Origin of the sequence: Cellvibrio sp. PSBB023 (assembly GCF_002007605.1) — a bacterium.
Lineage (GTDB): Bacteria > Pseudomonadota > Gammaproteobacteria > Pseudomonadales > Cellvibrionaceae > Cellvibrio.
The window spans coordinates 2217889-2232138 of record NZ_CP019799.1; the positions used below are offsets into that span (position 1 = coordinate 2217889).

Consider the following 14250-nt stretch of genomic DNA (forward strand, 5'->3'; position numbering starts at 1 on the left):
ACAGCCTATGCAACCACACGCTATCAATACAACAAACCGAATATTTTTTGTGCGCCGTGTTTTCTGCCGAGATAGCGCAGAGCCAGTACAGAGTTGCAATCAAAGGAAAAGTATAGGTTAATCCCCCTTAATTTCCTGACCTCACAGAGTTTTGTATGCACATTCATATCCTCGGTATTTGCGGCACTTTTATGGGCAGCCTTGCCCAACTCGCCAAAGCCCTCGGCCACCGCGTCACCGGCAGCGATGCCAATGTTTACCCGCCCATGAGCACCCAACTGGAACACGCAGGCATAGAACTGATTCAAGGTTTTGACCCACAATTCCTACAGCCGCCCCATATGGAAACGACGCCGGATCTGGTCATCATTGGTAATGCCATGAGCCGTGGTAATCCCAGTGTGGAATATGTACTCAATCAAGGAATTCCCTACACCTCCGGCCCCCAGTGGCTGCGCGATCACGTATTGCAAGGTAAATGGGTCATGGCCGTGGCGGGCACCCATGGCAAAACAACAACCTCTTCCATGTTGGCGTGGATTCTGGAATACGCCGGAATGGAACCGGGCTATTTAATTGGTGGCGTCACTAAAAATTTCCCCACCTCGGCACGCTTGGGTGGAACGCCGTTTTTTGTAGTAGAAGCCGATGAATATGACAGCGCCTTTTTTGATAAGCGCTCCAAATTTGTTCACTACAATGCACGCACGGTGATTTTAAATAACCTGGAATTTGATCACGCCGATATCTTTCCCGATCTCGCCGCCATCCAAAAACAATTCCATCACTTGGTGCGCACCGTTCCCAACAATGGCTTATTAATTTCGCCGACCAATGACAAAGCCCTCGCCGAAGTCATCCAACAAGGTTGCTGGACACCGCAACAACAATTTGCCGTTATTGATAACGAGAAAACCGAACAAGAAAATTCTGCGGAATGGCAAGCCAAGTTATTAGCCGCTGACGGTTCAGCATTCGCGGTTCTACATAAAGGTGAAAAGGTCGCACAAGTACATTGGGCACAAACCGGTATCCACAATGTCAATAACGGCTTGGCCGCCATCATCGCCGCACGCCATGTAGGCGTTACACCGGAGCACGGCGCAAAAGCCTTGGAACAATTTGCCGGGGTAAAACGCCGTATGGAAATGCTGGCGGATGTGCACAGCATCAAAGTCTACGACGACTTCGCCCACCACCCCACCGCGATTAAAACCACCCTCGCCGGTTTACGCGCAAAAGTCGGCGACGAAAAAATTATCGCCATCATCGAACCCCGCTCCAACACCATGCGCATGGGTGTACACAAAAACGCCCTCAACCAATGCTGCACCGACGCCGACGATGTACTTTGGTATCAACCCGCCAACGTAGATTGGGCCATGGACGACATCGTCAACAAAAGCCCCGTCCCCGCAAAACTCTTGCGCGATTTGGATGAATTAATTCACTGCGCGATTTCGCTGAGCGAAGCCAATACCCATATTGTGATTATGAGTAATGGTGGTTTTGGTGGGGTGCATCAGAAGTTGATTGAGCAGTTGACGAAGCATGCTTTATGAAAAAATGAACATACAAGGACTGATACATGGAAGCAATAAAACACTATAAATGTCTCACCGATCTCAAGAAAATCATTTCCGAGCTAGGTGATATCAAATCAAGACAAATCATTCAAGGAAACCACCCAACACTTTATAAAGATAAAAGTGAAGGTAAATATAGGACCGTTCTTGGAATTAGAATTTGCGATTATAGATTCTCACCTGATGAAAAATGGGTACTTCCAGACAATCAAATGGGATTATCATTTTCTGCCACGTGGGAAAACCTTAAGTTTGTTCACGGCATGTTTTCCAAGGGCAAGAAGCCCGTCGATGTATTTTGGGTTCTGTCAGAAGCAGATATTCCGCCGGGGTTAAAGTTTGTCGAAGATGAAACTAACCAAGGCCATTATTTTTTAACGGTAACAGAACAAATGCTAGTCGAACAGTTAGTTGCAAAACTTAAGCTCGTATCCTACAGATTATCTGTTATTAAAGGAGGTGGGAGAGCAATATGATTCAATTTAAACGTTACCCTCATATCGCCGATTTACTTGAATACTATATCGAGTCCAAAAAAAGAAATGATATTAGTGAGATTTACAGAAACGGCATCAAGAATGAAACAGATGCTGAAGTATTTTGTAAATTTATTTGGGATGTAGTGGAAAGCATACATTCAGACAGCGAGCTAGAAATCTTAGTGCTGGGTAATACAGATAACACAGACATGCTGCCCGATCTAGCGTATGAAATAACCAATCAAATGAAACAAACAGGTTATTATTCTATTTGGGAGGCAACACTTGACCAGCAAGAGTGAGAAGAAAAGTACATCACGTGAGAAATTAGGCTTTGGTATGAAATATACGCTAGCAGTGGTTATCTCAATTCTAGCTATCTGCGCCTTGTGCTTTATCTCTGTAAGCGTGGCCATACACTTTTCACCGCCATTACAACCAATGTTTGATCAGGAACGATTGGGTCAGCTTGGGGATTTTTTGGGTGGAACGCTAAATCCAATTTTTGGGTTTGCAACAGTGTGCCTTTTATTGTGGTCGGTATTCATACAAAGAAAAGAGCTTTCACTAACGAGAGCTGAGCTTAAAAGATCAGCTGCAGCTCTTACTGACCAAGTAAAACTAGCAACAGATGAATATAACAGAAAACAACTTGATGCCTACCTTCAGCTTCTTGAACAAAGCTATGAAAGACTCATAAGCGAAAAAGTCATTAATATACCGAACAATTTAATAGAGGGTGATGGTATAGAAAGCCAAAAAAGTATTAAAGAGCTGATTGACTATTTAACTAATTCAAAAAATGAAACAGCTTTTTCGATCACCGAATTAATCACCAACGAAAAAAAATTGAAATTAATCTCAATCACACATGAAATATACAATACGTTGGAAGAGCTAGTATCAATAAGTCGTTCAAATGCAATAAGAAGTTACCTTACATTCAAAAAGCTAAAATATGACTCAGATTTGTCTTTTCTAAGAATTTGAAATACCAAAGGAAGGAACTCTTCAATTACCCCCCATCCCCCTATATCATTACCACTTGTGTAAAACCTCGGTCATTACCAGCAAACAGTGCCAAAGAGCCTGTCATAAAACCCCATTTCTACTTTTGAGAGAGCTTTTTAGATGAAAATTGCATTAATGAACGAATTCAGCCAGGCCGCGAAGAACGCGATTGTGTTGCAGCAATTGGAAAGTGTGGCAGCCGAGCAGCAGCACAGTGTTTATAACGTGGGCATGAGCGATGATAACGATCATTACCTGACCTATATTCACCTTGGCATTATGGCTAGCTTGCTGTTGAACTCCAAAGCAGTGGATTTTGTTGTGAGTGGTTGCGGTACAGGCCAAGGGGCGATGATGTCGCTCAACGCGCACCCAGGTGTATTCTGCGGTTATTGCATTGAACCAACCGATGCCTATTTGTTTGCGCAAGTGAACAACGGCAACGCACTGGCACTGCCCTTTGCCAAGGGTTTTGGTTGGGGTGCCGAGTTGAATATTCGCACCATTTTTGAGAAGGCATTTACCGGTGTGCGCGGTCAGGGTTACCCCGCAGAGCGCCGCGAATCGCAAGTGCGTAATGCCGGTATTCTGACCAATGTGAAAGTGGCAACCGCTAAAAACTATTTGGATGGCTTGCGTGCTATAGACCAGGAACTGGTAAAAACTGCTGTAACCGGCGAACGCTTCCAGACTTGCTTCTTTGAGAACTGCCAGGACGATAGCATCCGTGCATTTGTAAAAGACGTATTGGGAAAATAAATCTCTCCCCAACCCTCCCTTTTACAAGAGGAGGGTTAATTCCCCCTTTGTAAAAGGGGGCTAGGGGGATTCACTTTTAACCGCAACAGGGACACAAACATGACCCAACTACCAACGCCACGCACTATTACCCTTGCCATTACCGGCGCCTCGGGTGCGCAGTATGGCCTGCGCCTGTTGCAGTGTTTATTGGCGGCCGATTGCAAAGTCTATTTGATGATCTCCAGCGCTGCGGAAGTGGTTATTCGCACTGAGACCGATCTGGACTTGCCGCGCGATTTGGAAGAACAACAAGCCATGCTTTGTGCCATGTACGGCGCCGATGAAGAGCAACTGCAACTACTCGCCAAAGATGACTGGTTTGCCGCTGTGGCCTCTGGTTCAAGCTCGCCCAGCTCAATGGTAATTTGTCCCGCAAGCGGCGGAACACTTTCAGCCATTGCCCATGGGGCCAGCAATAATTTGATTGAACGCGCCGCCGATGTAGCCTTGAAAGAACGCCGCAAATTAATTGTGGTACCGCGCGAGACGCCCTATTCAGAAATCCATTTGGAAAACATGCTCAAGCTGACGCAAATGGGGGTAATTGTATTGCCCGCCAGCCCCGGTTTTTATATGCAGCCGCAATCTGTAGAAGAGTTGGTGGATTTTATTGTGGCACGCATTTTGGATCAGCTCGGTGTTGCACAGGATTTAATGCCGCGCTGGGGGAAGATTAAGCGCGCTGGAATCTGCCGTAATCTCGCCTAGACTTGAAGGGTCTCACCCCTTCTAATAATAGGAGATGAAATGGCCTTTGCAGAATCCCCCGCCTGCTTAGCCTTTACATTTACTGCCTCAGCAGCGGCGAGCTGCAATATTGAGCGCTGCGACCCCACTTGTGCGGATATTTTTGGTATTCAGGGTCAAGTGCCCATTACCAACACAGACTTTCCCTTTCACCGTGTAGATGCCCCCTATCACACCGAACTCTATATTCTGCTCAATCAGCTAGGCTACGGCGAACGACGCTTTGTAGAACTGAATTTCAGCATTACCCATAACGATCAACTGCATTGGTTTTTATTGCAAGCAACGCCTGCAAATGGGAATACAACCGACAAGTTTCGTGCAAGTATTTTTGCCGTCAGCGAGCAATTTGCCCGAAAGCAACAAGTCATCAATACCGCTAATTTTTTTATGCATCTGCTGGATCAATTGCCTGACCGGTTTTACTACAAAGACCGGCAGTCGCGCTATTTGGGTGGTAATCGCGCCTGGCGAGAACAACATCAAATCAGCGATCTGCACAGTTGGATAGGCAAAACCGATTTTGATTCCCCCAGATTTACCCGCGACCAAGCCGAACAATTATTTCGCGAAGAACAAACCATGATGGATTCCGGCATTGCCATTCGTGCACGCGAAACCATCACAGGTAAAGATGGCCAACTCTACTATGCCGATACCATTAAAACGCCGGTGTACGATGATCACAATCACATGGTTGGCTTGGTTGGTTTAACGCGCGACATAACCCAGCAAGTCAAAACCGAACAAGCACTCGCACAAGCCAAACAACAAGCCGAACATGCAGCGCAGGCAAAAAGTGCTTTTCTGGCGATGATGAGCCATGAAATTCGCACACCCATGAACGGTGTAATTGGCTGTGCATCGCTACTGGCAGACACGCCCTTGAATGAAGAGCAGCAGCAACTGGTAAAAACGATTCAATCCTGCGGAGAAGGTTTGCTAGTTATTATTAATGACATTCTCGACTACTCCAAGATTGAAGCCGGACAAATCCAGTTGGACATTCATCCATTCGAACTGCGCGAGTTAATTGAGGATGCACTGGAACTCTGCAACAAAAGCATCATCCATAAAAACCTGGAATTAAATTATTACATTGAACCGGATGTGCCGCTCTATTTGGAAGGTGATTCCTCGCGCTTGCGTCAGGTATTGCTCAATCTACTCAGCAATGCGGTGAAATTTACCGAGCGCGGCGAAGTGACATTGCACATTCGTCTGGAAGAAAAAAATACCGATGAAAATCGCTGCATTTTATTATTCAGCGTAAAAGATACAGGCATTGGTATTAGTGCAGAGCAACAGGCCAACTTATTCCAGGTATTTACCCAAGCCGATAATTCCATCACCCGCAAGTACGGTGGCACCGGGTTGGGCTTGGCAATATCCAAAAAAATTATCGAGCAAATGGGTGGTAATATTTGGATCAAAAGCCAACCGGAGCAAGGCAGTACATTTTTCTTCAATGCCCAAATGCTCTACGACGATAAACACCCGGACGAATACGCTGCTGACAGCCAACAACTACAAGGCTTGCATGCACTGATCGTGGACGACAATGCGACCAATCGCAAAATATTGGCCGCCACCTTAATGCAATGGGGTATGCGAGCTGTAGCCTATGCCTCACCTGAAAATGCACTGGAAAATATCAAATTGGGCAATCAGTTTGATGTGGCCATACTCGACCAATGCATGCCAGGTATGCAAGGTAGCGAATTGGCGCAGGCAATTTATCGTGTGCAATCCAATAATCCATTGCCCGTTATTATCCTTAGCAGTGCATGGGAAAAGCGCGGGGAATATCAGGAGCAGAACTGCATCTATTTACAAAAACCAACACGCAACAAAGACCTTTTGCGCAGCTTGCTGCGCACCCTGCATTTAAGCAATGAAAAAACACAGATCGGTGATACCACTAAGCCGGTAACCCTGCGAAAAACACGCATTCTCGTCGTAGAGGACAACAGCGTAAACCAAATGGTTATAGTGAAAATGCTGTCTAAATTGGGCTATATCAATATCACCGCTGTCGCTGATGGTACAGAGGCCATTAATATCTGCCGCAAAATGCCAATCGATATTATTTTGATGGATATCCAAATGCGTATTATGGATGGCTACACCGCCACCGAAAAAATCAGGGCACAACAAAACGCCGGCGCTCAGCCCTGGATCATTGCACTCACAGCTGGTGTACAACAAGCAGATACCGAACGCGCCTTTGCGGCTGGTATGAATGCCTTTGCAACCAAACCCATCCAACTGCAGGATCTGGATCAAGTATTAAAGCAAGCCGAAATACACAACACACATCGTTAATGATTAATCCACATTACAAACGAAATGAACTGGCAATATTACGTTGCCGCTCCGCCAATTGAGACAGGTTATCGGTAGCATCGCGCAGGTCTTTCATTCCATTCAAACTCTTATCATTTAGCGCTGTCATACCACGCAAATTCGACTCAAAAGCATGGGTCACATTGCGTTGTTCTTCCGCACTGCTCGCAATGTCCGCATTCATGGAGTAAATCTCTTCCACCGCCGACGAGAGGTTTCGCAACAAATCAGCAACCACTTGCACATCAGACACGCCAGCATTTGCTTCTTCGCGACTAAAATACATTTCTTTTACGACTTCTTGTGTACTACTTTGCAATCGCTCAATCATCTGCTGAATTTCAGTGGTTGAGTTACCCGTTTTACTGGCAAGATTTCGCACTTCATCAGCAACCACAGCAAAACCGCGCCCCTGCTCTCCTGCACGTGCAGCTTCGATAGCGGCATTTAAGGCCAGTAAATTGGTTTGCTCGGCAATACTGCGAATCACATCCAATACGCGACCAATTGTATTGCTCAATTGATCCAACTGACTGACTTTTTGTGCAGCAGAATCCATTCGGCCAGCAACCTGCTCAACACGATGAATATAGGTTTTCATGTTTTCAATACTTTGTGAACTGGCATCACGCATCCGTTCAACACGATCCAGGGTTTCACTCGAACTACGCGATACATTATCAATAGCATCACTCATCTGTGACATACCAGAATTAAGCTGCTGCCCCATATCACTTTGCCGATTAAGATTCTCCACACCGCTACGACTAATTTGTGCACTTTGCAATGCAGCGGAAGATAACAATTCCGAAGACTCCTGCAACTGCTCAACTATCTCGCGAAAGCGCAAAAACATTGCATTGAGTGTGTTTGATAACTTCTCAAATTCATCATTGCTATGTGCGCTGAGGCTCACCGCCAAATTCCCATTTGCTGCTTCGCGCACACTACAAAGAATAACACCTATGCGCTGACGGACCTCCCGAATAACACCTAAAGTAAGAAAGCCAACAACCAATAGAATAATCACAACCGTTGCAAGAAAATAAGCATAATAGCGCTGTAACTTTTCTTTTGATTCCTTTTCCAGTTGCACTTTGTGATCAGCAGCAAAGCCAATTAACTCCTCAACCGCTGAACGGTTCTGTTGATAAAAACTATCAAGTTTTTGTTGCGAAGCATCCATCGCCACATCATCGGCCTTTGCTAAGGCAGGCATAAAGTGCTGTTGCACTTCATCATAAAAAGCACGAGCAGGAATTGCCATTTTATTGATAATTAATTCTCGTAATTGCTCTGGGATGTTCTCGCTCGACCAGCGCTTTTGACCTGCTTCAAACTCTTCCCGCGTTTGCTTAAACCGAGCAATAAGTGCATCTCGCTCTGCGGGGACTGAGGTACGCATCTGCCGGATAAGTAGTGCAGCCTCAACAATATATTGCGGCGGCGGTAGCACATCAGCGACCAAATCATTACTCCGTATCACGTCGGCATAAAGCTTACTGCCAATTGTCACACTACCAGCAGACACAAATGACTGGTAGGCAAGCAGCATTAACCCGGTTACAACGGCAACCAGAAGCCCATACAACAGTTTTCCTAACGCTATATTTGACATCGCCGACTTATATCTCCTAATAATCCTTACAAACTGATCTATTAAGGCTAGTCAACTTAGCCCCTACGTCAATCGACAATAGAATATATCTATACGCATATTGGGACGCTCGCAAACATAGTGATTCTGGTAAACTAAAACTTTGTTTTATATCAGGATTTCTCCATGCCGCTCCCCCCAAAAGTCCGCATTGTTGAAGTTGGCCCACGCGATGGCTTGCAAAATGAAAAAATCGCCATCCCAACTGGCATTAAAATACAATTGATAGAAAATCTCGTTGATGCAGGCCTGATCTATATTGAAGCAGGCAGTTTTGTGAACCCCAAATGGGTGCCACAAATGGCCGATAGCGACGAGGTATTCACTGGCATTTCCCGCAAACCCGGCGTGACTTACGCAGCGCTCACGCCCAACCTGCAAGGTTATGAACGCGCGATTGCCGTTAACGCTAATGAAGTCGCCATATTTGCAGCAGCATCCGAAGCCTTCAGTCAAAAAAATATTAATTGCTCCATCAGTGAAAGCATCCAGCGCTTTCAAACCTTGATTGATGCAGCAAAAACGCAACAGATTCCTGTTCGCGGTTATATCTCCTGCGTTGCAGGCTGCCCCTATTCAGGTGCGGTTGATGTGCACACCGTTGCGAGTATCGCAAAAGAATTATTGGCCATGGGCTGCTACGAAATTTCCCTGGGCGATACCATCGGCGTGGGCACTGCCGGGCAAATAAAAAATCTGATTGAAACACTCGCGCGCGATATTCCCATCGAAAAAATTGCTGCGCATATGCACGACACCTACGGGCAGGCACTTGCGAATATTTATGCCGCGCTGGAGATGGGCGTAAGCGTGATTGATTCGTCTGTCGCCGGTTTAGGCGGCTGCCCTTATGCAGCGGGCGCGACCGGTAATGTCGCTACGGAAGATGTAGTGTATTTACTCAATGGATTGGGCATTGAACACGGCGTGAACTTGGAAAAATTAATTCACGCAGGCAACACCATCAGCATCGCATTAAATAAATCGAGCAACTCAAGAGTTGCGAAGGCAATGAGTAAATAATGATGACCAACGAAATCGAACAACAAATCAACCTGGAAACCGCACAAATTCACTGGCATGAACTACAACGTTTTTTCGCCAGCGGCAACGCCATCTCCGTAGATCCAACATTGGATTTAACCCATGTTGCTGCACAAATCGTTGCGGATAACGCCGCACAAATAAAACTCTGGATGGATGCAGGTTTGGTTGATGCAGTAAAAGATACCCAAGCGCAATTGTGGTACGAGCAAAATGCGTTAGTGTGGGCAGTGGTGATAAAACCTTGGGTGTTGGTGCAGCCGATAATTAAACAAACATATTAACTATGTGCAGCATCCGCCGAGCCACCAAAGACGACGCCGAAGCTATTGCCAATTTGTACCGCGAGCTAAATACGCTTTCGCCTGTTTCAGTATTGCCGGAAAGAATTGACGCAGTAGCAAAAAGCAGCAACACCTACTTGCTAGTATGCGATGATACGGGTGAAATTATCGCTACCGCACTCGTGTGTTTGTGTCAGGATGTCATGTTCGAAAACCAGCCTTTTGGGCTCGTTGAAAATGTCGTGGTTAGAGCCGACTGTAAACGCGCAGGTATCGGCAAAAACATGATGGATTACATAGAGGCATTTTGTTTGGAGCAGGATTGCTCCAAGATCGTGCTACAGACCAGCAGCGGAAACCGGAATGCACGGGATTTTTATACGGCGATGGGTTACGACCCGGATGCTAAAATCGGCTTTATTAAATATCGTCGCTATTTCTCACGATAAATGTCATTTTTTATCATCAAGGACAACACAGTATGAACCTTACCAGCTCCGGCGTCGCACTGCGCTTTCTATTTGCACTCTTGCTTGTACTACTCAGCTACAACCCAAGTGGCTACTCGTATTTTCACTGGGTATACAACTCACTGAGCGATATCACACCTTATATTGTTATCGCTGGTTTAATTTTGCTAATTGGTTGGGGCGTTTACATCAAAGCCACCCTCAATTCACTCGGTATTGTCGGCATTCTGGTATTGGCAGCCTTATTTGCCAGTTTAATCTGGTTGTTTATCTACTGGGGCTTTTTGAGCGTAACCGATATTTCCGCCATGGCATGGGTAATTGAAGTACTACTCGCCGCCCTACTCGCTGTAGGTATGTGCTGGTCGCACTTCACTCGCCGCATGAGCGGGCAAGTGGATGTGGATGAGATTGAAGATAAGTAATTATTACGCCACGATGAACTGTCAAAGCAGTTCATCATATGGAATAACTTCACTATGGATACATTGATTGCTCCGGTAACACTCGCCCCCGTCAACATAATTCACATCGTTTACTTGGCTATCGCATTATTCGGACTCGTCGTCATAGGCGATAAAGCACGTATTAGCAGTTTGCGGATCATATTGCTACTTGTTGTATTGTTACTGGCATTTAATCTGCTTGAAGAAAACGGTATTTTCCTTGCCACATCTTTAATTACGCCTATTTTTACATTAGGTTTCGGTCCGGCGTTTTACTGGTTTTGCCGCCAGCTGGTTTACGGTGATTCTCCCAGCAGTAAAAAAATACTGCTGCATTTATCACCGATGTTGCTCGCACTCGCTTTCACTCAATGGCCGCAAGCAGTTATCGCAATAGGCAGCCTGAGTCAAATTATTTACCTATCGCTCGCCCTGCGCTTAATTGGCCGCTACCACAAAGTCACAGTACAAACCTGCTCCAATCCAGAAGATGTTTCCATTCACTGGATGACATGGATACTCGTCTTACTTTTATTGCTAATGCTGCAAGATTTAGTTCGGCTTAACTTGCAACCCTTAGCATCTATTGAATGGTTAAAACGTTGGTATTTTTTAAACACCTGCGTTTATGCAACACTCACCAGCTACTTGATTGTGATGGCTATACGACAGCCGGAGCTGTTTGAGAGGTTTGGTCAGCTTGAATTTCTCGCTGAGAAGACAGAAGAGGCTGTATCACTTGACGATCAAAATGCAATTTCACTCTTTCAGAAAGTAGACAGTACTATTCGCAAGCATGAGCTATTCAAACAACCCAGATTCAGCCTGCGTGATCTGGCAACTGAAACAGGTATCCAGGAAAAAACCTTATCATGGATAATCAATCACGGAGCGAAGAGGAACTTCTCTGAATATATCAACCAATTACGAATTGATGCAGCCTGCACACAACTCATTGAAACTCCGCCCAAGACAGTATTGGAGATCGCCTTCGCCGTTGGTTTCAACTCCAAATCAACCTTTAATGCTGTGTTCAAAAAGCAAACAGGGTTGACGCCTAGCCAATTTTGTAAAACATCAGGGTTCATTACCGATATAAACTGCGAAAAATGAAGTCCGAAATCATGATTCCGGACGACACCCACTATCTCACACCTAAATATTGCAGCTCTACCGAACACTAGGAGCATGCAATGAACCATATTCACACCATATTGATTATTCTTTGCTGTGTAATTACCAGCACAGCCTCATCATCGAGCAATACCGATTATCTCGCTAGCGCTAATGATCTACTGAGTACCAAAAAAATAGAACAATGGCGCAACGATATTGATTTTATGCAGCAGCAACTAGAACAGCATCATATTCACCTGCACCACACAATCAAGGCTGATGCTTTTAATAAAGAAATAATGAAAATTAAGCAGCAATTACCGTTGTTAACGGAAACCAACCTGATCATTGCGTTAATGCGTTTAGTAAAACAAGTTGGCGACGGTCACACACAATTTGCGTATTGGGGCGGCAAGCATCATCGATTTCCACTAGTGTTTAGAATATTTGACAACGAATTACGGCTAATTGGTATTGCCGAAAAACACCAACACTTACTGGGCGCCACACTTGTTGCGATTGATGATATTCCTATCGAAAAAGCACGTGAGCTTATTATTCCAATCCTTCAAGGTGTCGAAAATATTCATTCAGAAAAGCAACGCCTCAGTGAAACCATTACAGTGGCAGAAGTCCTTCATGGGCTAAAAATCACCAAAACACTGCAGCAAGCCAACTTCACGTTAAAACTGCCCACAGGAGAAGAACATCAACTCAGCTTGAAAAGTTTATCTGTGCAGCAGTTCCAACAGCAAACAATGGCATCGCTTACCCCATCTGGCCCAGAGCATTTTATTCAACACAAACTATCAACTGAGGGCATAGACCTTCACTTCAGTAAAAATGGTCAAATTGCCTATCTGGATTTTCGTCGCTACCCAACATTTTCGAAGATGGAAAGCTTTGCAAAAGATCTTATTGACCTATTGCGCAAACAGGAAACACGTGAGGTGATCATTGATTTACGAAACAATGGTGGCGGTGACTTTTTTGTTGGACTTCATCTCGCATGGGCATTGATTCTGGTCGACAACTTGAATTGGCGTGATGGTATGTATGTATTAATTGACCGAAAGACGTTCTCTGCCGCCATGAGCAATGCAGCACAATACAGACAATTACTGAATGCGAGATTAGTAGGTGAACCGACGGGAGCAAATCCTGTCGGCTACCAAGATGCGGGCACATTCTCACTGCCACACTCTAATTGGACAGTGTTGTATTCAAAACGCCTTTACCGGTTTCAGGATTCAGTAAGCGCAGGTGTTGAACCCGATATAAAAATCGAGCTTGATTGGAACGCCTACCGAGCAGGTAAAGACAATCAACTTGACTGGGTTTTAAATGATATTAGAGCTCGGCATCAAATTAATTCGCACTAGTCATATCCCGCTCCAGTCCACTTGGCCCGGCGGGCTTTTTGGTTTTCCATACCCAGATCAGCCCGCGTGCATAGCCATCGCCTTTTACGCCGGTATGATCAAGCCCGTCCATGGTGTAGTTCAACAACGCCAGCCCTTGGTATTTGCGTGCAGCAAGTTGCTTTTGGAAGTGGATGATGGGGTCGCGAAAGGCGGGGTATTCGCTTGTGCCATAGGAAACGAACATACGCCCGTTTAAGGTTTTATGCTGTTTGGCGTAGTTATTATCCAGTGCGAAAAGCGCTTGGTTATCCCACTCCACGGCGGGACTCAGGGCGATGAACCCTGAGAAAAAATCAGGGGCTTGGTAGGCGGCGGTGATTGTGAATAGCCCGCCCAAAGAATTGCCCGCAATCACGCGATCCGTTTTTTCACCGCGATATTGGCGTTCGATCAGCGGGGCAACTTCGGTTTTAATAAATTCCAAAAATGCATTGGCTTTACCCGATTTTTCATCCATCGCAGTAAAGGTGTAATCCAGACGCCGCTCTTTGCTGTAATTCGCCGAGTCAGGGTACGACAGGCCCACCATAATAAATTCAGGCACTTGATTGTCGTAAATCAGGTTGCCATAGGTAGAGACAACCAGCGGCGTATCCCAATAGGCATCGAGGTAATACAGCACCGGGTATTTTTTATCGGGATGTGTTTTATAGCTGGACGGATACACCAGAACCAACTCGTGATCGCGCCCGGTATTTTTTGAATGGATGGAAATAATTTCGGTGTTGTGCAACACAAACTGTTTTGGTGTTTGCTGCGCTATGGCCAGCGGTACCAAGCCACACAACAGCAACACTGCCAGCACATATTGTTTATACATAGTTCACCTATCCATTCAG

15 protein-coding genes are annotated in these 14250 nt (G+C 45.5%); 13 read left to right on the plus strand and 2 right to left on the minus strand.

Translation table 11 applies throughout. The features are described from left to right. Positions 1-155 precede the first annotated feature (155 nt). The 7 genes from mpl (at position 156) to B0D95_RS09830 (ending at position 6949) form a co-directional block, all read left to right on the plus strand. Positions 156-1562, plus strand: coding sequence for a UDP-N-acetylmuramate:L-alanyl-gamma-D-glutamyl-meso-diaminopimelate ligase (gene mpl / locus B0D95_RS09800; RefSeq protein ID WP_078043737.1), 1407 nt, complete (start codon positions 156-158; stop codon positions 1560-1562). 26 nt (positions 1563-1588) lie between these two features. After that, a complete protein-coding gene (locus tag B0D95_RS09805; protein WP_078043738.1) occupies positions 1589-2062 on the plus strand; it encodes a hypothetical protein in 474 nt (157 codons plus the stop codon). Further along, entirely contained in the window at positions 2059-2367 is a 309-nt protein-coding gene (locus B0D95_RS09810; RefSeq protein WP_078043739.1) for a hypothetical protein, read from the plus strand. Before B0D95_RS09805 ends, B0D95_RS09810 begins: the two co-directional genes overlap by 4 nt. Next, positions 2351-3055, plus strand: a complete 705-nt coding sequence (locus B0D95_RS09815; RefSeq protein WP_141229377.1) for a hypothetical protein — start codon at positions 2351-2353, stop codon at positions 3053-3055. The genes B0D95_RS09810 and B0D95_RS09815 overlap by 17 nt, the downstream gene beginning before the upstream one ends. Before the next feature lie 141 nt (positions 3056-3196). After that, positions 3197-3835, plus strand: coding sequence for an RpiB/LacA/LacB family sugar-phosphate isomerase (locus B0D95_RS09820; protein WP_078043741.1), 639 nt, complete (start codon positions 3197-3199; stop codon positions 3833-3835). 99 nt (positions 3836-3934) lie between these two features. Further along, complete coding sequence (locus B0D95_RS09825; protein ID WP_078043742.1) at positions 3935-4585, plus strand: flavin prenyltransferase UbiX; 651 nt, start codon at positions 3935-3937, stop codon at positions 4583-4585. 39 nt (positions 4586-4624) lie between these two features. Beyond that, on the plus strand, positions 4625-6949 hold the full coding sequence (locus B0D95_RS09830) for a response regulator (protein ID WP_078043743.1): 2325 nt from the start codon (positions 4625-4627) through the stop codon (positions 6947-6949). Between the two features lie 13 nt (positions 6950-6962). Here B0D95_RS09830 and B0D95_RS09835 read toward each other — a convergent pair whose 3' ends face one another. Then, positions 6963-8588: a methyl-accepting chemotaxis protein gene (locus B0D95_RS09835; RefSeq protein WP_078043744.1), complete on the minus strand. Its 1626-nt coding sequence runs from the start codon at positions 8586-8588 to the stop codon at positions 6963-6965. Between the two features lie 165 nt (positions 8589-8753). On the opposite strand from B0D95_RS09835, the gene B0D95_RS09840 reads away from it, so the two are divergent. From B0D95_RS09840 to B0D95_RS09865, 6 genes are all read left to right on the plus strand, one after another. Then, positions 8754-9650: a hydroxymethylglutaryl-CoA lyase gene (locus tag B0D95_RS09840; RefSeq protein ID WP_078043745.1), complete on the plus strand. Its 897-nt coding sequence runs from the start codon at positions 8754-8756 to the stop codon at positions 9648-9650. After that, on the plus strand, positions 9650-9955 hold the full coding sequence (locus B0D95_RS09845) for a DUF2288 domain-containing protein (protein ID WP_371453536.1): 306 nt from the start codon (positions 9650-9652) through the stop codon (positions 9953-9955). Before B0D95_RS09840 ends, B0D95_RS09845 begins: the two co-directional genes overlap by 1 nt. A 2-nt stretch (positions 9956-9957) precedes the next feature. Next, entirely contained in the window at positions 9958-10404 is a 447-nt protein-coding gene (locus B0D95_RS09850) for a GNAT family N-acetyltransferase (protein WP_078043746.1), read from the plus strand. Between the two features lie 32 nt (positions 10405-10436). Beyond that, entirely contained in the window at positions 10437-10850 is a 414-nt protein-coding gene (locus tag B0D95_RS09855; RefSeq protein ID WP_078043747.1) for a DUF6524 family protein, read from the plus strand. Positions 10851-10904: 54 nt separating this feature from the next. Then, positions 10905-11984: a helix-turn-helix domain-containing protein gene (locus B0D95_RS09860; protein ID WP_078043748.1), complete on the plus strand. Its 1080-nt coding sequence runs from the start codon at positions 10905-10907 to the stop codon at positions 11982-11984. Between the two features lie 80 nt (positions 11985-12064). Further along, a complete protein-coding gene (locus B0D95_RS09865; protein ID WP_078043749.1) occupies positions 12065-13369 on the plus strand; it encodes a S41 family peptidase in 1305 nt (434 codons plus the stop codon). Here the strand turns inward: B0D95_RS09865 and B0D95_RS09870 are convergent. Further along, the gene (locus B0D95_RS09870; RefSeq protein ID WP_078043750.1) at positions 13356-14231 is read right to left on the minus strand and encodes an alpha/beta hydrolase; all 876 of its coding nucleotides are present in this window, start codon (positions 14229-14231) and stop codon (positions 13356-13358) included. The two genes, B0D95_RS09865 and B0D95_RS09870, sit on opposite strands and share 14 nt — an antisense overlap. Positions 14232-14250 lie beyond the last annotated feature (19 nt).